19 protein-coding genes and 1 riboswitch are annotated in these 19,680 nt (G+C 71.7%); of the genes, 8 read left to right on the top strand and 11 right to left on the bottom strand.

Going from position 1 to position 19,680, the window contains the following annotated elements; all coding sequences use genetic code 11:
* Positions 1-66: 66 nt before the first annotated feature.
* Positions 67-720, bottom strand: coding sequence for a response regulator (locus EV382_RS08695; RefSeq protein ID WP_130401067.1), 654 nt, complete (start codon positions 718-720; stop codon positions 67-69).
* On the bottom strand, positions 717-1,670 hold the full coding sequence (locus tag EV382_RS08690) for a HAMP domain-containing sensor histidine kinase (protein WP_130401066.1): 954 nt from the start codon (positions 1,668-1,670) through the stop codon (positions 717-719). The genes EV382_RS08695 and EV382_RS08690 overlap by 4 nt, the downstream gene beginning before the upstream one ends.
* A 255-nt stretch (positions 1,671-1,925) precedes the next feature.
* Here EV382_RS08690 and EV382_RS08685 point away from each other — a divergent pair, with 255 nt between their 5' ends.
* The 3 genes from EV382_RS08685 to EV382_RS08675 are packed head-to-tail and all read left to right on the top strand — an operon-like array spanning position 1,926 to position 5,259.
* Positions 1,926-3,233 (top strand): ArsB/NhaD family transporter, encoded by a 1,308-nt coding sequence (locus EV382_RS08685; protein ID WP_130401065.1) that lies wholly within the window; start codon positions 1,926-1,928, stop codon positions 3,231-3,233.
* Entirely contained in the window at positions 3,230-4,840 is a 1,611-nt protein-coding gene (locus EV382_RS08680) for a potassium/proton antiporter (RefSeq protein WP_130401064.1), read from the top strand. Before EV382_RS08685 ends, EV382_RS08680 begins: the two co-directional genes overlap by 4 nt.
* The gene (locus EV382_RS08675; RefSeq protein WP_130401063.1) at positions 4,759-5,259 is read left to right on the top strand and encodes a cation:proton antiporter regulatory subunit; all 501 of its coding nucleotides are present in this window, start codon (positions 4,759-4,761) and stop codon (positions 5,257-5,259) included. Before EV382_RS08680 ends, EV382_RS08675 begins: the two co-directional genes overlap by 82 nt.
* A gap of 29 nt (positions 5,260-5,288) precedes the next feature.
* Here the strand turns inward: EV382_RS08675 and EV382_RS08670 are convergent, their stop codons facing one another.
* The gene (locus tag EV382_RS08670) at positions 5,289-6,068 is read right to left on the bottom strand and encodes an endonuclease/exonuclease/phosphatase family protein (protein WP_130401062.1); all 780 of its coding nucleotides are present in this window, start codon (positions 6,066-6,068) and stop codon (positions 5,289-5,291) included.
* Positions 6,069-6,249: 181 nt separating this feature from the next.
* On the opposite strand from EV382_RS08670, the gene EV382_RS08665 reads away from it, so the two are divergent.
* The gene (locus EV382_RS08665) at positions 6,250-7,023 is read left to right on the top strand and encodes a sulfite exporter TauE/SafE family protein (RefSeq protein WP_165435748.1); all 774 of its coding nucleotides are present in this window, start codon (positions 6,250-6,252) and stop codon (positions 7,021-7,023) included.
* Positions 7,008-7,799: a GNAT family N-acetyltransferase gene (locus EV382_RS08660; RefSeq protein ID WP_130401061.1), complete on the top strand. Its 792-nt coding sequence runs from the start codon at positions 7,008-7,010 to the stop codon at positions 7,797-7,799. The genes EV382_RS08665 and EV382_RS08660 overlap by 16 nt, the downstream gene beginning before the upstream one ends.
* Here the strand turns inward: EV382_RS08660 and def are convergent.
* Positions 7,796-8,308 (bottom strand): peptide deformylase, encoded by a 513-nt coding sequence (gene def / locus EV382_RS08655; protein ID WP_130401060.1) that lies wholly within the window; start codon positions 8,306-8,308, stop codon positions 7,796-7,798. The two genes, EV382_RS08660 and def, sit on opposite strands and share 4 nt — an antisense overlap.
* Before the next feature lie 127 nt (positions 8,309-8,435).
* Complete coding sequence (locus EV382_RS08650) at positions 8,436-9,218, bottom strand: SDR family NAD(P)-dependent oxidoreductase (RefSeq protein WP_130401059.1); 783 nt, start codon at positions 9,216-9,218, stop codon at positions 8,436-8,438.
* Positions 9,219-9,303: 85 nt separating this feature from the next.
* Between EV382_RS08650 and EV382_RS08645 the strand changes: the two genes are divergently transcribed.
* The gene (locus tag EV382_RS08645; RefSeq protein ID WP_130401058.1) at positions 9,304-10,149 is read left to right on the top strand and encodes a helix-turn-helix transcriptional regulator; all 846 of its coding nucleotides are present in this window, start codon (positions 9,304-9,306) and stop codon (positions 10,147-10,149) included.
* Between the two features lie 25 nt (positions 10,150-10,174).
* Here EV382_RS08645 and EV382_RS08640 read toward each other — a convergent pair whose 3' ends face one another.
* Positions 10,175-11,395: a chorismate-binding protein gene (locus tag EV382_RS08640; RefSeq protein ID WP_208758581.1), complete on the bottom strand. Its 1,221-nt coding sequence runs from the start codon at positions 11,393-11,395 to the stop codon at positions 10,175-10,177.
* 96 nt (positions 11,396-11,491) lie between these two features.
* Between EV382_RS08640 and EV382_RS08635 the strand changes: the two genes are divergently transcribed.
* The gene (locus tag EV382_RS08635; RefSeq protein WP_007460326.1) at positions 11,492-11,692 is read left to right on the top strand and encodes a DUF5999 family protein; all 201 of its coding nucleotides are present in this window, start codon (positions 11,492-11,494) and stop codon (positions 11,690-11,692) included.
* Positions 11,693-11,829: 137 nt separating this feature from the next.
* On the opposite strand, the gene gcvP is transcribed toward EV382_RS08635, so the two are convergent.
* The 3 genes from gcvP to EV382_RS08620 form a co-directional block, all read right to left on the bottom strand.
* Complete coding sequence (gene gcvP / locus EV382_RS08630) at positions 11,830-14,652, bottom strand: aminomethyl-transferring glycine dehydrogenase (protein WP_130401056.1); 2,823 nt, start codon at positions 14,650-14,652, stop codon at positions 11,830-11,832.
* A 73-nt stretch (positions 14,653-14,725) separates the two neighbouring features.
* A riboswitch (glycine riboswitch) is annotated at positions 14,726-14,824 on the bottom strand.
* Between the two features lie 102 nt (positions 14,825-14,926).
* A complete protein-coding gene (locus EV382_RS08625) occupies positions 14,927-15,769 on the bottom strand; it encodes an NAD-dependent protein deacetylase (protein ID WP_130401055.1) in 843 nt (280 codons plus the stop codon).
* A 95-nt stretch (positions 15,770-15,864) separates the two neighbouring features.
* Complete coding sequence (locus tag EV382_RS08620) at positions 15,865-16,932, bottom strand: MerR family transcriptional regulator (RefSeq protein ID WP_130408597.1); 1,068 nt, start codon at positions 16,930-16,932, stop codon at positions 15,865-15,867.
* Between the two features lie 100 nt (positions 16,933-17,032).
* On the opposite strand from EV382_RS08620, the gene EV382_RS08615 reads away from it, so the two are divergent.
* A complete protein-coding gene (locus tag EV382_RS08615) occupies positions 17,033-17,689 on the top strand; it encodes an SDR family oxidoreductase (protein ID WP_130401054.1) in 657 nt (218 codons plus the stop codon).
* A gap of 61 nt (positions 17,690-17,750) precedes the next feature.
* On the opposite strand, the gene EV382_RS08610 is transcribed toward EV382_RS08615, so the two are convergent.
* Both EV382_RS08610 and EV382_RS08605 read right to left on the bottom strand, forming a co-directional pair.
* Positions 17,751-18,446, bottom strand: coding sequence for a DivIVA domain-containing protein (locus EV382_RS08610; RefSeq protein ID WP_130401053.1), 696 nt, complete (start codon positions 18,444-18,446; stop codon positions 17,751-17,753).
* A gap of 52 nt (positions 18,447-18,498) precedes the next feature.
* On the bottom strand, positions 18,499-19,680 hold the full coding sequence (locus EV382_RS08605; RefSeq protein WP_130401052.1) for a globin domain-containing protein: 1,182 nt from the start codon (positions 19,678-19,680) through the stop codon (positions 18,499-18,501).

Raw genomic sequence — 19,680 nt, 5'->3', positions numbered from 1 at the left:
CCCCAGCATGATCGTCGGAGTTGGTCGATGCAATGATCTTGAGGGAATCTTGCGGCTCGGTGCCGGTCAGGGTTCGATGAGGCCGGCGCGGATGGCGTACCGGGTGAGGTCGAGTCGGTCTCGCAGGCCCAGCTTCTGCAGCAGGTTGCTGCGGTGCCGCTCGACGGTCTTGATGCTGATGAACAGCAGTTCGGCGATCTCCTTGGAGGAGTGTCCCTCGGCGACGAGTTTGAGGATCTCCTCCTCGCGGCCGGTGATGGCGCGTTCGGGTACCGGTTCGCCGTTGCGGACGCGGTCGAGGTAGTTGCGGATCAGCGCGGTGACGGCGCCGGGGTAGAGGAACGGTTCGTCGCGCATGGCGGCGCGGCATGCCTCGACGAGGTCGCGGTCGGCGACGGATTTGAGGACGTAGCCGTTGGCGCCGGCGCGCAGGCCTTCGAAGAAGAACTGTTCGTTGTCGTACATGGTCAGGATCAGGACCCGCAGGCCTGGTTGTTGTCTGATGAGTTCGCGGGTGGCCTGCAGGCCGGTGAGTCGGGGCATCGCGATGTCGAGGATGGCCAGGTCCGGTTGGTGCAGGCGGGCCTGTTCGAGGGCTTCGGCGCCGTCGCTGGCCTCGGCGACGACGGTCAGGTCGGGTTCGCCGTCGAGGATGAGACGCACGCCGCGGCGTACCAGCGCGTGGTCGTCGGCGAGCAGGATGCGGATGGGTGCGCTCATGCCAGGCCTGCCGGGTCGGGTACGTCGAGGGTGACTTCGGTGCCGCCGTCAGGGCCGGGGTCGATGGTGAGGTGGGCGCCGATGAGCAGTGCCCGTTCGCGCATGCCGCGGATGCCGGCGCCTTCCGGCTGGCCGTCGATGCCGCGACCGTTGTCGCGGATGCGCAGCCGTACGCCGTCGCGGTGTGGGATGAGGGTGATGTCGACGCGGCTGGCGGCGGCGTGCCGGGCGACGTTCGTGAGGCCTTCCTGGGCGACGCGGTAGAGCACCAATTCGACTTCCTCGGTGAGTGCGGGCAGATCGGGTGCGAAGTCCCGGCGGACCTGGAGACCGCTGTGGTGGGAGATCTCGGCGAACAGTGAGCGCAGGGCGGCGATCAGGCCGAGTTCTTCCAGGACGCCGGGTCGCAGGCGGCGGGCGATGCGGCGGATTTCGTCGAGGCTGTCGCGGGTGGTCTCCTGCACCTGGTGCAGTTCGGCGCGTAGGTCGGGTGGGGCGTTGTCGGCGACGCGGCTGATCTGTAGGAGGACGGCGGTCAGGGTTTGGCCGATCTCGTCGTGCAGTTCCTGGGCGATGCGCCGGCGCTCGTTCTCCTGGGCGGACAGCGCCCGGGCGTTGCTGGCGGCGCGGTCGGCTTCGAGTCGGTCGAGCATGGCGTTGAACGTGCTGATCAGGGCGGCGATGCCGGCGTGCCCGGTGACCGCGGGGCGGGGCCCGGGGCGGAGCAGGTCGATGGTGGTCATCGCCCGGGTGAGGCGTTGCAGCGGTGCCAGGCCGACGCGCAGCAGGAGCGCGTTCGCGACGAGCATGACGGCCAGTCCGCCGCTGAGGATGAGCGCTTCGGTGAGGACGAACGGTGTCGACACTGTCACGGGGCCCAGCAGGACCAGGACGGTCGCCGCGGTGAGGACCGCGGCATTGATCAGGAAGATCCGCCAGAACAGCGACACCGTGCCCGTCCTCCCTCGGTGTGTCTCGGCCCCTTCATGGTCGCCGGGCGCGGCTTCCCGGGGATGTCGACGCTCCGGTACCTCAGGATCTCGTCGGCGTCGCGTGGGTGTCTATGGGGGCTGGCTCTCATGTTGTGCGGTGGTCAGCGCCGTGGAATGAGTGTTGGCCCCGATGTCAGGAGCACCCCTGGTTGGCGACGGTTGAGGAGCAGACGACACGGGGGCCTTCGGGGCTCGCGGAGAGGGGGGCGGTGGATGACCACGGCGGGCTGGTTGGCGGTGGCGGTGTTCGCGGTCGTGTACGCGCTGATCGCTACGGACCGGGTGGACCGGGTCGCCGCGTCGGTGGGTGGCGCGGTGCTGATGCTCGCGGTGGGGTTGACCGGTACGCAGGAGGCGTTCTTCTCCACGGACACGGGCATCGACTGGCGGGTCATTGTCCTGCTCATCGGGATGATGATCATCGTGTCGGTGCTGGGTCGCACCGGCGTTTTCGAGTATCTGGCGATCTGGGCGGCGAAACGGGCTCGGGGGCGACCTTACCGGCTCATGGTGATCCTGGTGCTGATCACCGCGACGGCGTCGGCGCTGTTGGACAACGTCACAACGGTCCTGCTCGTCGCCCCGGTGACGATCTCCGTGTGTCGGCAGCTCGGCGCGCCCGTGGTGCCGTTCTTGCTGGCGGAGGTGTTCGCGGCGAACCTCGGCGGGACGGCGACGTTGATCGGTGACCCTCCCAACATCATCATCGCCGCTCGGGCGGGGCTGTCGTTCAACTCGTTCCTGGTGCATCTGGCGCCGCTGGTCGTCGTGCTGCTGGGTGTGCTGTTGCTGTTCTGCCGGGTGCTCTTCCGGTCGGCGTTGACGTACCACCCGGAACGGGTCGGGCCGGTGCTGGCGATGCGGGAACGCGACGCGATCCGGGAACCGCGCCTGCTGCTGGTCAGCGGCATCGTCCTGGTCTTCGTCCTCGCCGGGTTCGGCCTGCACACCGTCGTGCACCTGGAACCGGCGGTGATCGCCCTGACCGGCGGTGTCGTCCTGCTGGGGGTGTCACGGCTGGAGACGGGCAGTGTGATGCGCGACGTGGAGTGGCCCACCCTGGCGTTCTTCGCCGGCCTGTTCGTCATGGTCGGCGCGCTGGTCGACACCGGTGTGATCCAGGTGGTGGGCACCTTGGCGACCGACGCGGTCGGCGACAACCTGCTCGGCGCGTCGTTGACCCTGATCGGTGGCGGGGCGCTCATGTCGGCGTTGGTCGACAACATCCCGTCGGTGACCGCCATCAGCCCGATCATCGATCAGCTCGTCGCGGCGAACGGCGGCATGGAACAGGCCGGCATGCTGTGGTGGTCCCTCGCGCTCGGCGCGGGGCTCGGCAGCAACGCCACCGTGGTCGCCGCCGCCTCGAACGTGGTGATGGTGGGCCTGGCGCAACGGGCCGGGTACCCGATCTCGTTCTGGCGGTTCACCCGCGACGGCCTGCTACTGACCATCGTCACCGTGGCGCTGGCCGGCGTCTACGTGTGGCTGCGCTACTTCGTCCTCGGCGGTGCGCCGTGACGTTGCCGTCGCTGTACCTGCTGCTGGCGGCCGGGACGCTGGTCGCGTTGGTCAGCGTGGGCGCGGCGAAGATCGCCGCGAAGGCCGGGATGCCGGTGCTGCTGGCGTACCTGGGCGTCGGGTTGCTGCTCGGCGAGGGTGGGCTCGGGCTACCGTTCGACGACGCCGCGTTGGCGCAGGCGCTCGGGTTGGCCGCCCTCGCGGTGATCCTCGTCGAGGGTGGTCTGACCACGCGGATCAGCGACGTGCGGCGGGCGTTGCGCCCGGCCGGCGCGCTGGCCACCCTCGGTGTGTTCATCAGCGTCGCCGTCACCGCCACCGCCGCGCACTACCTGCTCGGCCTGCACTGGCAGCTGGCGCTGCTGCTCGGCGCGATCGTCTCGTCGACCGACGCGGCCGCCGTCTTCTCGGTGCTGCGCGCCGTGCCGCTGCCCCGGCGGCTGAGCAACCTGCTGGAGGCGGAGTCGGGGCTCAACGACGCGCCCACGTTCATCCTGGTGCTGGCGTTCAGCGCGACCAGTCTGACCACGCTGTCGCCGGGCGGGATGCTCGCCCAGATGAGCTACCAACTGGTGGTCGGCGCGCTCGCCGGCGTCGGGGTGGGCGTGGCGGCGGTGTGGCTGCTGCGCCGGCTGACCCTGCCCACCTCGGGGCTGTATCCGATCGCCACGTTCGCGTGCGGGGTGCTCGCGTTCGCCGGCGCCGGCCTGGTCCAGGCCAGCGGGTTCATCGCCGCCTACCTGGCGGGTCTGGTGCTCGGCAACGCCGGCCTGCCACACCGGCGGGCCACCGAGTCGCTGGCCGAGGGGCTCGGCTGGATCGCGCAGATCGGCCTGTTCGTCATGCTGGGTCTGCTGGTCTCGCCGGCCGACCTGCCGGCGGCGATCGTGCCGGCGTTGGTGGTCGGCGCGGCCCTGCTGCTCGTCGCCCGGCCCGTGTCGGTGCTGCTGACCCTGTTGCCGTTCCGCATCCCGCTGCGTGAGCAGGTGTTCCTGTCCTGGGCGGGGTTGCGCGGGGCGGTGCCCATCGTGCTGGCCACGGTGCCGGTGGTGGCCGGCACCCCGGGCAGCCTGGTCGTGTTCAACATCGTCTTCGTGCTCGTCGTGGTGTTCACCGCCATCCAGGCGCCGTCGCTGCCGTGGCTCGCCCGCACACTCGGGCTGGTCCCGCACCGCGTCGGCCCGGACCTGCAGGTGGAGATCGCCCCGCTGGACAACATCGACGCCGACCTCATCAATGTCACCATCACCGAGGGCTCCAAGCTGCACGGCACGTACCTGGACGAGTTGCGGCTGCCGTACCCCACGGTGGCCCCGCTGGTGCTCCGCGACGGTGTCGCGTTCGTCCCGGCGGCGGACACCCGGCTGCGCACCGGCGACGACCTGCTCGTGCTCACCACCCCGGCGGTGCGTGAGGCCACCGAACGTCGACTGCGGGCGGTCAGCCGCGCCGGGCGGCTGGCGCACTGGCACGGCGAGTACGGCGACCCCGAACGGGTCGCGGAATCACCAAGGAGGAGTCCGGCATGGAAATCGAACGCATCACCCTGCCCAGCGTCGGCGTCTCGTACTCGTTCGTCACCGGCGACGGCACCCGACTCGGCGTGATCTGCCACCCCAACGGGGCCCGCGACATCGCCCTGTACGACCGCGACGACCCGGCCGACACGCGCGCGGCGGTGGCGCTGTCGCCGCTGGAGGCCCACCACCTCGTCAGCCTGCTCGACGCGACCCCGGTCGTCGACCTGATGGCGGACAGTGACGCGGACCTGGCCGCGGTGACGGTCGCCCAGGTGCCCATTCCCGCGGGCGGCGACTTCGACGGTCGACCCCTGCGGAGCCTGCGCAGCGACGCCGCCGTCGTCGCGATCGTGCGCGACGGGCACCTCACCCTCAACCCCGACGGCGGGTGGACCCTGCGCTACGGCGACACGCTGATCGCCGTGGGCACCCGCGACGCGATCGACCACCTGGCGCACGTCGTCGCCGGCTACGTCACCGGCGGCATGACACCACGAAAGGCGTGACGGCGGCCCATGCTCAGCTGCCGGTGGCCTCAGCCGAGGTCGACCAGCAGGGGCCGGTGGTCGGAGATGGTGGACGGCGGGGCGGTGACGGCGCGTACCGGTGGGAGGTGGTAGAGGGCGTGCCGGTCGGCGAGGATGTGGTCGAGTTGGACCCGGGGCTGCCCGGACGGGTAGGTGGGACGTCGGCCCAGCGGGTGCCAGCCGGAGATGAGCCGGGCCGCGCCGGCGGGCAGGTTGAGGTCGCCGAGCAGGACGCGGGGGGCCGGTAGCGCGCGCAGGGCGCGGACGGTCTGGCGCAGTTGGCGGGCGTTCCAGCCCGGCACGAACGACAGGTGCGTCGCGGCGACGGTGAGAGGGCCGTGCGGGGTGTCCAGGACGGCGGCGAGGACCACCCGGGGTTCGTCGTGCAGCAGGACGAGCCCCCCGCGAGGGCCGGGCACGTAGACCGGGGAACGCACGGGCGCCGGTTTGAGCCGGGTGACCTGCCAGCTGCGGACGGGGTGTCGGCTGATCAGGCCGACGCCGTAACAGGGTTCGCCGTGGCCGTCGTCGTCGTGGCGTAGCGGGCGGAACTGTTCGCCGGGAGTGCCGACGACGGCGGCGGCGAAGCGGTGATGCGGTGCGTCCAGGGCGCGGGCGGCGATGGCGGTGAGGTCGAGGTTGCCGCTGCGGTGTTGGTCGCGGTCGACCTCCTGCAGGGCGAGCACGTCGGCGTCGAGGGCGCCGATGGCGGCGGCGAGTCGGTCGGAGTCGACGAGCCCGTCGGTGAGGGACCGTCCGTGCAGCAGGTTGAAGGTGGCCAGGCGCACTCCTGCACCTTACGTCCCCGTGGCAGGGTTGCCGGGTGGTGAAGGTGCTGCTGTGCTCGATGCTGGTGTTCGTGGCGGTCGGAGCGTTGGGGGTGTGGTTGCGCCGTACGCGCGGTCGGTGAGGTGAGGCTGACCACTTCGGGCCTGGTCGGCGCCGCCCCGGTGCGCAGAATTGCCACCCATGGACCCCGTATCGCTGACTACCCTGCTGGCCGCCGCGACGATGGCCGGGTGGGTCGACGCCGTGGTCGGTGGTGGCGGGTTGTTGCTGCTGCCGGCGTTGCTGGTGGCCGCCCCGGGGTTGCCGGTGGCCACCGCGCTGGGCACGAACAAACTGGCCGCGATCTTCGGTACGGCCACGGCGGCGGCGACGTACACCCGCAGGACCAAGCTGGACTGGCGGGTGGCGGGGCCGGCGGCGGGGTTGGCGGTGCTCAGCGCGGGTGTGGGTGCGGCGTTGGCCGGGTCGGTGCCGGCGTCGGCGTACCGGCCGGTCGTGTTGGTGGTCCTGGTGGCGGTGGCGGTGTTCGTGCTGCTGCGGCCCCGACTGGGGGTGGTGGCGCAGTCGCAGCGGCGCACCCCGGCGCGGGTGGCGGTGGTGATCGCGGTGGCCGGGGTGGGCATCGCCCTGTACGACGGGTTGATCGGGCCGGGCACCGGCACGTTCCTGGTGTTGGCGTTCACCGCGCTGATCGGGGCGGACTTCGTGCACGGCTCAGCGATGGCGAAGATCGTCAACGCGGGAACGAACCTGGGTGCGCTGGTGGTGTTCGGGGTGACCGGGCACGTGTGGTGGCTGCTGGGCGCGGCGATGGCGGTGTGCAACATCGCCGGCGCGGTGCTGGGCGCGCGGATGGCATTGCGGCGCGGCTCGGGGTTCGTGCGGGTGGTGCTGCTGGTCGTCGTGCTGGCGTTGGTGGCGAAGCTGGGTTACGACCAGTGGATGGCCCGCTGATGGCGGTGCGGGCGGAGCACGACCGGGCGGTCCTGGCGCGGTTGCTGGGCCGCGATCCGGTGCTGCACGCCTACCAGTTGGGTGACCTGGACGACTTCTTCTGGCCCTACACGTCGTGGTTCCGTCGCGGTGAGCAGGTCGCGTTGCTGTACCACGGGGTGGATCCGCCGACGTTGCTGGCGTTCGCCACAGCGGCGGACACCGCGGCGCTGCGGGTGTTGCTGACGCAGGTGGCGCCGCTGCTGCCCGCCCGGCTGTACGCACACCTCTCCCCCGGGCTGACCGACGCCCTGGCGGGAACGTTCCGGATTGACGCCGGTGGCCGGCACCACCGGATGGCGTTGACGGATCCGGCCCGGCTGGCGGCGGTGACGCCGGCGGGTGTGCCGCTCACCGCGGCGGACCTGCCGTCGCTGCGGGAGTTGTACGCGCACGCGTACCCGGGTAACTGGTTCGACGAGCGGATGCTCGACACCGGGCAGTACCTGGGGGTCCGCGAGGGCGGTGAGCTGGTCGCGGTGGCCGGGGTGCACGTGTTCTCACCGGCGTACAAGGTGGCGGCTCTGGGCAATGTCACGACACATCCGAGCTGGCGGGGGCGGGGGTTGGGCGCGGCGGTGGTGGCGGCGTTGTGCGCGCGTCTGCGGGAGAGCGTCACGCACGTGACGTTGAACGTGAAGGCGGACAACGCGACGGCGGTACGCCTGTACGAGCGGGTGGGGTTCACCCGGTTCGCCGACTACGACGAGTGGACGTTGACCGCGCTGGCGGGCTAGGGCCTGTTTCGGCTGGGTGAGTCGAAGCGCCCGGCGCGGATCTCGCGCAGGGCCCGGCGGCGGGTGTCGCCGCGCAGGGTGTCGACGTAGAGCTGCCCGCGCAGGTGGTCGGTCTCGTGTTGCAGGGCGCGGGCCAGGAACCCGCTGCCGGCGACGGTCAGCGGCTCGCCGTGCTGGTCGACGCCGTGGGCGGTGGCGTGCAGGGCCCGCACGGTCGGGAAGTACAGCCCGGGGATGGACAGGCAGCCCTCCTCGTCGTCCTGGAGCTCCTCGGACAACTCCAGGGTGGGGTTGATGAGGTGGCCGCGGTGCCCGTCGGCGTCGTAGACGAACACCTGGGCGCTGACGCCGATCTGCGGTGCGGCGACGCCGGCGCGGCCGGGGGCGCCGAGCAGGGTGTCCATCAGGTCGGTGACGAGGGCGCGCAGCTCGGCGTCGAACGTGGTGACCGGCTCGCACGGGGTACGCAGGACGGGGTCGCCGATGATCCGGATGGGCCGCATTGTCATGCCGACAAGATTATCCGGCGGCGCGACCGGCGTGGACGGGCACCTTTGACGCCGTGTCGATGGCTGGCCGGCCGCCTCGAACTGGTCGAGGCGGCCCACCGCCACGGCCTGAGCGGGTGTTTCCCGCTCAGGCGCCGGCGCCACCGTCGACCGGCACGATCGCGCCGTTCACGATCGACGCGCGATCGCTGAGGAGCCACCCGGCCACCTCGGCGACCTCCCGAGGCGAGGCCATCCGGTTGAGCGGGCTGAGCGCCCGGATGCGCTCGGTCACACCGGACGACGCCGCCTCCCATGTGTCGATCATCTCCGTCGCGGTGCCACCGGGCGTGATGCCGTTCACGCGGATCCCCTGTCGCCCCCAGGTCACGGCGGCAGTCTCGGTGATGCTGTTGAGCGCGCGCTTCATCGCGCCGTACGCCGGCAGTTCCGGGTTCGCGCGGCGACTGCCGATGCTCGAGTTGTTGACGATCGCCCCGCCACCACCTCGGCGCATGAGAGCGGCCTCAAGGTTCATCGCATACCACTGCGCCCGGAAGTTCACAGCGAACTGCTCTTCAATGTCGTCGTCGCTCGTCGTGTCGAGCGGGCCGGGCTGCTGGATTGCGGCGCCGTTGTTGAACGCGCCGTCGAGCCGTCCGTGCAGCGCCTCGATGCGGTCGACCGCGTCGCGGATGCTCGCCCGGTCGGCGAGGTCGACCGTCACGGCGTCCGCGACGCCCCCATCCGCGCGGATGGCGGCGACGATCCGCTGAAGCGCGTCGGCGCTGCGGGAGGCGAGCACGACCGCCGCGCCTTCGCGTGCGAAGAGCTGGGCGGCGGCCGCCCCGATGCCGCGGCTGGCGCCGGTGATGAACACGACCTTGCCGGTGAGCAGGCCGATGGGTGTGATGTCGGTGTTGTTCGCCATGAGGTGATCCTGGGTCGATTTCCAGGTCGGATGCAGGCACTGTCCGTACCAGGATCCGCCGCCGCGCGGGGTGCAGAATTGCCGTATGGACAAGCAGGACCTCGGCGCGTTCCTACGGAGCTGTCGCGAGCGGCTCCGGCCGCAGGACGTCGGCCTGCCCTCGGGCCCGCGACGCCGGACACCGGGTCTTCGCCGTGAGGAGGTGGCGGTCCTCGCGCACATCTCCACGGAGTACTACGTGCGGCTCGAGCAGGGCAGGGCGCCGCGGCCGTCGAGCGAGGTCCTCGCCGGGATCGCCAGCGCCCTGCGGCTCACCGACACCGAGTCCGATCATCTGCACGTCCTCGCGGGGACCGCACCGAGCCGTACGGGGGTGCATCGGCGCGACGTCCGCCCGAGCATCCTCACGCTCCTCGATCGGCTGCCGCAGACGGCCGCCTTCGTGACGTCCGCCGCTTTCGAGGTGCTGGCCTGGAACGATCTCGCTGCCGCGCTGATGGAGGACTTCGCCCCGCTGACCCCGCAGGAGCGCAATCTCGCCCGCCGGGCGTTTTTCGGGTCGCCGCGCGCGGACGTGGCACTGTACGGGGTCTCCGACGCTGCGGAGTTCCGGCACCACGTCGTCACCGGGCTCCGATCCACCGTCGCCCGCTACCCGTCCGACCCCGCGGTGACCGAACTCATCGCCGAACTCCGCGCGGGCAGCGCCGATTTCGCCCGGCTCTGGGAGCGGCACGACGTGCGGGGCGCGTCGATGCTCACCAAGACCTTCCGTCACCCGGTCGTCGGGGAGATCACCGTCGACTGCGACAGGCTCACCCTCGCCGACCGCGACCAGCACCTCGTGCTCTACAGCGCGCCGCCGGGATCGCGCGACGCCGAGGCCCTGGCCTTTCTGAATGCGGTCGGGGCCGGGTACGGGGTGCGGTGACACCAGCCGGACAGCGCGGTGTGAGTCAGCCGTCGGCGAGGGTGGCCCGGATCGGGCGGCTCTTGGCGGCCGCCTCGGCAACCTCCGCCTGCGGGTCGCTGCCCCAGGTGATCCCGCCACCGGCCCACACGTGTAGCCGCTCACCATCGGCGGCGGCGGTGCGGATGGTGAGGCCCAGGTCGATGCGGCCGGGGGCGACCCAGCCGAGCGCGCCCATGCCGGCGCCGCGTCCGACGGGTTCGAGGGCGGCGATCTGGTCCAGGGCGGCGCGTTTCGGCGCGCCGGTGACCGAGCCGCCGGGGCAGACCGCGCGCAGCAGGTCGGCCAGACCCAGCCCGTCGGCGACGGCCGCGGAGATCGTCGACTCGGCCTGCCACAGGTCACACCAGCGGCGTACCGCGAAGAGCTCGTCGACGCGCACGGTGCCGGTGCGGGCGACGCGGGCCAGGTCGTTGCGTTCCAGGTCGACGATCATCACGTGCTCGGCGCGTTCCTTCGCGCTGGCGCGCAGCTCCCGCTCGCCGGCTGTGGTGGCCGGGCGGGTGCCCTTGATGGGTCGGGTGACGAGGCGGCCGTCGGTGAGTTCGATCAGCGTCTCCGGGGAGGCGCAGCCGATCGCCCAGCCCGCGCCGGTGAGCGTGCCGCCGTAGCGGGCGCCCGGCAGCGCGCCGAGTCGCCCCAGGGCCGGCAGCGGATCACCGGTGTAGGGGGCGGCGGCGTGCCCGACGACGTTGACCTGGTAGACGTCGCCGCGGCCGATGGCCTGGCGGACCGCTTCGACCGCTGCCGCGTGCTGCCCCGGGGTCCAGCTCTCCTGCCAGTCACCGAGCCGCCAGGGGCCGACGCCCCGCAGTGGTGGTGGTGGTGTTTCGGCGTGGCCGTACACCACCACGGCGACCTCCGGCAGCGCCGGTGCCGGGTTCGGTGGGCCGGCTGGCGCGCCGGCGAGCAGTGCGCCCGCGGCCGCTGAGACGTACAGGGCTGCGCCGCAGGGACCGCCCTGGTCGTGGTTGGGCGCGGGACGTGCCAGGTCGTCCAGCGGCAGGCCGTGGGCGGCGAGGAACTCCTCGACGAGCATGGCGGGATCGCCGCCGTCGGCGCGGCGCCACTGCAGGCGGGCGTGTTCGACGAGCGCGCCCCGGCACGCGGGTGGCGCTGCGGGCGCATCGACCAACACCTGTGGGAGCGTTTCCACGCCGTATGGTCCGACCTTCCTCATCCGTTCAGTGGATTTCTCGCGCACCAGGCGGGCACCTGCTCGATGCTGGACACTTTCGCTTGGTACTGTGCGTCACTGGTCATGTGAACCATGACACAGTGCCCCCACAGTCCGGAGAACCCGATGTGCCAGCACCAACCGACCTGTCCCTCCGCTGAAGCTACCGACCGGGAAGCCGCGCGGGTCCTCGCCTGCTTCCGTGAGCAGGGCTGGAGCCTGCTCTGCAACGGTGTCATCGTCTTCGAGGACACCGGCGAGTTGCTTCCCGACGGCAGCAGCATCGCACCGCACCGCGGCCCCGCCCGCCACGCCCTCGTGGCCTGATCGACCACTCAGAGTCACCGAATAGCCGCCGTCGACCCAGGCTAGTCCCCCGGTAAGGGACGTCCCCGCCCAGGTCGCAGCGGCTGCCGGGGCGGCCATACCGCCCGCCCCGGCGCGCCGACGTCAGTCGTCGGTTGTCAGTCTTCGAACGCCTCCGGCGACGGGCACGAGCAGACCAGGTTCCGGTCACCGTACGCGCCGTCGATGCGCCGCACCGGCGGCCAGTACTTCCCGGCCCGGTCCACCCCGGCCGGGTACGCGCCCACCGACCGCGGGTACGCGTGCGACCACTCGTCACCGCTGACCATCGCCGCGGTGTGCGGCGCGTTGGTCAGCGGGTTGTCCCCCGCCGGCCACTGCCCCGACGCTACCTGCTCGATCTCCGCGCGGATCGCGATCATCGCGTCGCAGAACCGGTCCAGCTCGGCCAGGTCCTCGCTCTCGGTCGGCTCCACCATCAGCGTCCCCGCCACCGGGAACGACATGGTGGGCGCGTGGAAGCCGTAGTCGATCAGCCGCTTCGCCACGTCGTCGACGCTCACCCCGGTCGCCTTCGTCAACGGCCGCAGGTCGAGGATGCACTCGTGCGCCACCAGGCCCTTGTTGCCGGCGTACAGCACCGGGAAGTGTCCCCGCAGCCGCGCCGCCACGTAGTTCGCGGCGAGGACCGCGACCCCGGTCGCCCGGGCCAGCCCCTCGGCGCCCATCATCCGCAGGTACGCCCACGGGATCGGCAGGATGCCCGCCGACCCGTACTTCGCCGCCGAGATCGCCGGCGTGGAGTCCACGTGCGCGCCCAGCGGGTCGCCGGGCAGGAACGGCGCCAGGTGCGCGCGGACCGCGACCGGGCCCACACCGGGGCCACCGCCGCCGTGCGGGATGCAGAACGTCTTGTGCAGGTTCAGGTGCGACACGTCCGCGCCGAACTTGCCGGGCTTGGCGAACCCGACCAGGGCGTTGAGGTTCGCCCCGTCGACGTACACCTGCCCGCCGGCGTCGTGGACCTTCGCGCACAGCGACGCGATGCCCGTCTCGTACACGCCGTGCGTCGACGGGTACGTCACCATGATCGCGGCGAGCGCGTCCCGGTGCTTGTCGATCTTCGCGTCCAGGTCGACGAGGTCGACGTTGCCGTCGGCGTCGCAGGCCACCACCACGACCCGCATACCGGCCATCACCGCCGACGCCGCGTTCGTGCCGTGCGCCGACGACGGGATCAGGCACACGTCGCGGTGCGTCTCACCGCGCGACGCGTGGTACGCGCGGATCGCCAGCAACCCGGCCAGCTCACCCTGCGAACCGGCGTTGGGCTGCACGCTCACCGCGTCGTAGCCGGTCACCTCGGCCAGCCACGACTCCAGCTGACCGATCATCTCCCGGTACCCGACGGTCTGCGAGTCCGGCGCGAACGGGTGGATGTTCGCGAACTCCGCCCAGCTGACCGGCTCCATCTCGGTGGTCGCGTTCAGCTTCATCGTGCACGACCCCAGCGGGATCATGCCCCGGTCCAGGGCGTAGTCGAAGTCCGACAGGCGCCGCAGGTAGCGCAGCATCGCCGTCTCCGAGTGGTGGCTGCGGAACACCGGGTGGGTGAGGAAGTCACTGCCGCGGGTCAACGCCGCCGGCAGGGCCGCGTCGACGGGCCCGTCGACGGCGGGCACACCGAACGCCGCCCACACCTCCTGCAGGTGCGCCTCGGTCGTCGTCTCGTCGCAGGACATCCCGACCTGGTCGGCGTCGACCAGCCGCAGGTTGACGCCCCGCTGCGCGGCCGCCTCGACGACCCGCGCCGCCTGACCCGGCACCCGGGCGGTGACGGTGTCGAAGAACGCGACGTCCGCGACCGGCACGCCGCCGGCGCGCAACCCGGCCGCGAGCCGCGCCGCCATCGCGTGGGTACGCGTCGCGATGTCCCGCAGCCCGTCCGGGCCGTGGTAGACGGCGTACATGCCGGCCATCACCGCGAGCAGCACCTGCGCGGTGCAGATGTTGCTGGTCGCCTTCTCCCGCCGGATGTGCTGCTCCCGGGTCTGCAACGCCAACCGGTAGGCCGGGTTGCCGTCCGCGTCACGTGACACCCCGACCAGACGCCCGGGCAGCATCCGCTCCAGGCCCGAACGCACCGCCAGGTAACCGGCGTGCGGCCCACCGAAGCCCATCGGTACGCCGAAACGCTGGGTGGTGCCGGCGGCGATGTCCGCGCCGATCTCCCCCGGTGCGCGCAGCAGCGTCAACGCCAGCAGGTCCGCCGCGACGGTGACGAGGGCGCCGACGGCGTGCGCCGCCTCGACCAGGCCCGCGTGGTCGCGTACCGCCCCGGACGCCCCCGGGTACTGCAGGTGCACGCCGAAGAAGTCCGCCGGCAACTCGTCGCGCTCCACGTCGAGGACCCGCACGTCGATGCCGAGCGGCTCGGCCCGACTGGTGATCACCGCGATGGTCTGCGGCAACGCGTCGGCGTCGACGACGTACACACTGCTCTTGCTCTTGGACGCCCGCCGGGCCAGGGTCATCGCCTCCGCCGCCGCGGTGCCCTCGTCGAGCATGGAGGCGTTCGCGGTGGCCAACCCGGTCAGGTCGGTGACCATCGTCTGGAAGTTCAGCAGCGCCTCCAGGCGGCCCTGGCTGATCTCCGGCTGATACGGCGTGTACGCCGTGTACCAGGCCGGGTCTTCGAGGACGTTGCGGCGGATCACCGCCGGGGTGTGCGTGCCGTGGTAGCCCAGCCCGATCATGGAGACGGCGACGGTGTTACGCGCCGCGAGGGCCCGCAGCTCGGCGATCGTCTCGGCCTCGGTGGCCGGGTCGGGCAGGTCGAGGGTGCCGTGCCAGCGGATCACCTCGGGGATCGCGGCGTCCATCAGCTCATCGATCGAGTCGTGGCCGACGATGTCCAACATTCGACGCTCATCGTCTGGGCCGGGACCGATGTGACGGGTGGCGAACTGCTCTACGGTCATCAGGGGCACTCCCGGGGCGAGGTCGACATGTCGGCCTCCCCCTCTGTCGCACCCACGGGGGCGCTCCACAGTGCCTGCCCACGAGGTCCTTTTGCCTGAGAGGTTCCGGGGAGGATTTGCCCCTTCGGCGCCGCCCTACGTGCTATCGGGCGGTCTCTCCCACGTGGGTGTTACCGGCGTGGTCAACGCTACCAGCGCCCGTGTTTCCGGCAGATGTCCTACCCCCGCGGCCCCTCGCCGCGCCCGGGAGCCCGGACCGGGGCGGCCCGGGTCGTCACACCGGCAGCGGCGCCCCGGCGCCGACGCGCGCGGCCAGCTGCGGCAGCACCGCACCCAACGGCGCGTCGACGCACACGGTGGCGTGCCCGTCACCCCGGGTCGGCCCCTGGTTGACGATCGCAACCGGAATGCCCCGTTTGACGGCGCGAATCACGAAGCGGCGCCCCGACATGACCGTCAACGACGACCCCAGCACCAGCACCGACCGGGCCTGCTCCACGGCCGCGAAACACCGCGCCACCCGCTGCGGCGGCACCGTCTCACCGAAGAACACCACGTCCGGTTTCAACATCCCGGTGCCGCAGATCCCGCAGTCCACCGGCCGGAACGCCGCCACCTGCTCGTCGGGGAGATCAACATCACCGTCCGGGTTGACGCCGGCGACGTGGGCCACGAAGTCCGGGTTGGCCTCGCGCAACCGCCGGTCCAGCTCCTCCCGGGAGGTCAGGTTCCCGCAGTTCAGGCAGGTGACCTCGTCGAGACGACCGTGCAGCTCGATCACCGACGGGCTGCCGGCCGCACCGTGCAGACCGTCGACGTTCTGGGTGATCACCGTGTCGACCAGGCCGGCGTGCTGCAACCCGGCCACCGCCCGATGCCCGACGTTCGGCGCCGCGCCGGCGATCAACCGCCACCCCAGGTGGCTGCGCGCCCAGTACCGCCGCCGGGCCAACGGATCGCGGGTGAACGCCTGGAAGGTCATCGGCGGGTTGCGCCGCGCCACCCCACTGGGCCCCCGGTAGTCCGGAATCCCCGACTCGGTGGACAGGCCGGCGCCGCTGAGCACCACCACCCCACCACCGGCCACCAGTGAGGTCAACACGTCGAGGTTCTCCATCACCTCTCCATGCTGCCTCAACCGATCCGCTAACGCCGAGCCCCGCGCCGGGTGCGCAACCCCACCCGACGCGGGTGACCGCGACCGCTACACCGCTACACCGCGACGACGTCGGCGACGACGCAGGCGATGTTGTCCGGCGCCCCCTCGCCCCGCGCCAGCTCGATCAACCCCCGCACCGTGCCCTCGGGATCGCCGGTCGCCGCCAACGCCGACCGCAGGTCGCCCCGGTCCACGACCGCGGACAACCCATCGGAGCACAGCAGGTACCGGTCACCGGGCTGCGCGGTGCGCAACGCCAGATCCGCCTCGACCTGCCGGCCGCCACCGAGGGCCCGCACCAGCACCGCCCGCCGGGGATGCGCCGCGGCCTGATCCCGGTCGAGCCGGCCCTGATCAACCTGGGTCTGCACCCACGTGTGATCCTGCGTCAGCAGCGACAGCTCACCACCGCGCAGCAGATAGACCCGGGTGTCACCCACGTGCACCACCGCCAGCCGGGAACCGCTGAACAGCAGCGCGGTCAGCGTGGTCACCGGCTGGTCGGTGTCGGACGCCAACCCGCGTACCGCACGGTCGGCGTTGCTCACCGCACCGGCCAGCACCGTCAGCAGGTCGGCGGCCGGCACGTCGGCGAACGCCAACGGCGTCACCGCGGCGACGGCGGCGGCGCTGGCGGCCGCGCCGCCAGGACCCCGCATCCCATCGGCCACCGCCAGCAACCGTCCGCTGGCGTACGCGACATCCTCGTTGCTGTCGCGCACCAGCCCGGTGTCACAACCGGCCGCGTAACGGACGGCAACAGCGCAATTCGAGTCGGACATGGTGGCGCCCCCTTCAGACAGGTGATCCACGAGGAGGGTGGCGAGCCGGGCCCGAACCGCGGTGTCGGCGCTGACCTGCCGCCAGTACGCGGTGACCGCCTCCGCCGCCGCCGTGGGCTCCAGCCCACACACCACCCGGATCTGCGCCAACGGCATGCCGATCCGACGCAACTGGCCGACCAGCCGCGCCACCGACACCTGAGCCGGGTCGTACAGCCGGTAACCGGACTCCGGATCCACAGCGGCTGGCACCAGCAACCCCACCTGGTCATACAGGCGCAACGCCTTCGGCGTCAGCCGCACCGCCCGGGCGAACGCCCCGATGGTCATCAGCCCCACGTCGACATCCTCCTCGTACCGGTCACGGCGACCGGCAACCACCAGGCTCAGGGTTACCCGAAGGTCAAGGTCAAGCCGCCGCCGACGGTAGGTTGGGCGCATGCGCGTCGTCATCGCCGGAGGCCACGGCAAGATCGCCCTACTGGTGCAACGCCACCTCACCGGGCGCGGCGACACCACCGTCGGTCTCATCCGCAACCCCGACCAGGCCGCGACCCTACGCGACGCCGGCTCCACCCCCGTCGTCTGCGACCTGGAACACACCCCCGTAGCGCAGCTCGCCGCGCACCTCGACGGCGCCGACGCGGTGATCTTCGCCGCGGGCGCCGGCCCCGGCAGCGGCGCCGCCCGCAAAGACACCGTCGACCGGGCCGCCGCCGCGCTACTCGCCGACGCCGCCACCCGCGCCGGCGTCCACCGCTACCTGCTCGTCTCCTCCATGGGCGTGGACACCCCACCCACCCCCGGCACCGACGACGTGTGGGCGGCGTACCTGCGCGCCAAACGCGCCGCCGAGGACGACCTGCGCGGCCGCGACCTGGCCTGGACGGTGCTGCGACCCGGCCGGCTCACCGACGACCCACCCACCGGGCGGGTCACCCTCACCCCCCACGCCGCTCGTGGCGCGATCAGCCGCACCGACGTCGCCCACGTCCTCGCCGCCCTGCTCGACGAACCACGCACCACCGGCGCGACCCTCGAACTCGTCGACGGGCCCACCCCGATCACCGAGGCCGTCCGCGCCGCCACCACCTGACCAACCCGGCACGGCGGCGGCGGTCAACCGCGCCGCCGCTCGGCCTGCAACAGCCCCTGGGTCAGCGCTGGTGGTGGCGCGGCAACGCCGACTGCCCCACCACACCACCCACGAACGGCGCCCCCGGCGTCTCCGCCGCGATCCGATCCATCGTGCGCGCCAACTGCTCACTGCCATCGTCGAGATGCCGCGCCGCCGCCTGCATGTGCGACACCATCATCTCGCCGAAAATCCGCAACGCCTCGCGGGTCGCCACCGTGTCATCGAAGCTCGGCCCCGCCGCGCTGCGGTACTCCGCGACCGCCCGCTCAGCCTCCTGCTTCGCCTCCGCCTGCGCCGCCTGCAGGTAACTCTCGTACTGCACCCGGGCGTACTCGGCGACCCGACGCGCATAATCATGCGCCTGCGCGATGATCTGCTCCGCCTCCCGCTGCGCCGCCGACAGCAGATTCACCTCCCGCGCCGCCGGAACCTTCGCCGCCGCCGCCGTACTCGGAATCACCCCATGCCGGTGCAACTCCACCCGGTCGGTCAGCCGCTCGTTCTCCGCCCGCAACGTCGCGATCTGCGTCGCCAACAAGTCCAACTCGTCAGCGACCTGCACCCGGAACCGGTCCACGTCAGCGTTGTCGTAACCACGCCGAGCGAACGACGCGGCACCGAACTCCCACCGCCGAACCCGATCCGCGGTCATCCGCACCTGAACACCGCCGGAAACCTGCACCCCGTCATACCGACTGATCGGCGTCGCGCTCACCTGCGCTCACCTCCGTTCGCGACTGCGGGGCTCGCAAGCTCACTCCTCGCGCTCACCTGCGCCCACTCCCGTTCGTGTCACCCGCAGCCGACTGCGGCACCGCCGTCCGCCATGCCGGGCCGTACCACTGCGCGCCCAGCCCCTCGTGGTGCACCTGACCCTCGTGGTAACCCGCCTGAACCAACGTCCGCACCGCGTGCGACACCATCTGGTCCGACCCACACACGAACACGTGCCGGGAACGCCAGTCACCATCGGCCAACGCCCGGTCCACCGCCTGCACGAACTCCCCCGGCCGGTGCACGTCGGCACCCACCACGTACGTCACCGTCAACCACGGATACGACGACGCCAACTTGTCGATCGCGTCGCTGTCGTAGAACTCGCTGCGGGAACGGGCCCCCACGTAAAGGTCCACCCGCCGGCGGGAACCCTCCGCGGCCACCTGCTCCACCAACGCCTTCACCGGCGCCCAGCCGGTACCCGCGACCAACAGCAACAGGTCACTGGAGCCCGCCGACCACAACCCCAACCGGTCCCCCACCGGCGCCGCCAGGTGCAGCCGATCCCCCACCGCCGACCCGTACACCAGCCGCGACGACACCGCGCCACCCGGCGCGGCCCGCACATGCAACTCCAACGTGCCGTCCGCCCGCGGGGCGTTCGCCGGCGAGTAGTACCGCCACGACCGCACCGACGGGTGCGACACCCCGATCGACTGACCCGGCGTGAACGGCAACAGGTACTGCGGACGCACCGTCAACACCGCCACGTCGAACGCCCGCCGCTCGTGCGCCACGATCTCCGCCACCCACCACGGCGGATTGACCGCCTCAGCCGCCTGCGCGGCCTCCATCATCACCTGGGCGACCAACCCGTACGCGGCCGTCCAGTCCGCCGCCAACTCGTCGGTCCACTGCTCGGCGAGGAAATGCTGCAACGTCGCCACCAGCGCCTCACCGACCGCCGGGTAGTGCTCCGCGCGGACCGCGAACTTGCGGTGATCCGCACCGAGATCCTGCAGAAACCCCACCAACCGATCCACCTGATCCACGTTGGACACGATGTGGCCCAGCGCGGTCACCAGACGATCCCGCTGACCGGCCATGTTCGTGGGGAACATCTGCCGCGTCTCAGGATGAGCGAGGAACAACGTCGAGTAGAAGTAGAGCGGCACCTGGTCACCATGACCGGCGACCACCGACCAGCTCTGTTTGAGTCGCGCCGCGTCCAC

Origin of the sequence: Micromonospora violae, assembly GCF_004217135.1 — a bacterium.
GTDB lineage: Bacteria > Actinomycetota > Actinomycetes > Mycobacteriales > Micromonosporaceae > Micromonospora > Micromonospora violae.
The sequence above is the reverse complement of the archived record's forward strand: the minus strand, read 5'-3'. Positions and strand labels throughout refer to the sequence as shown.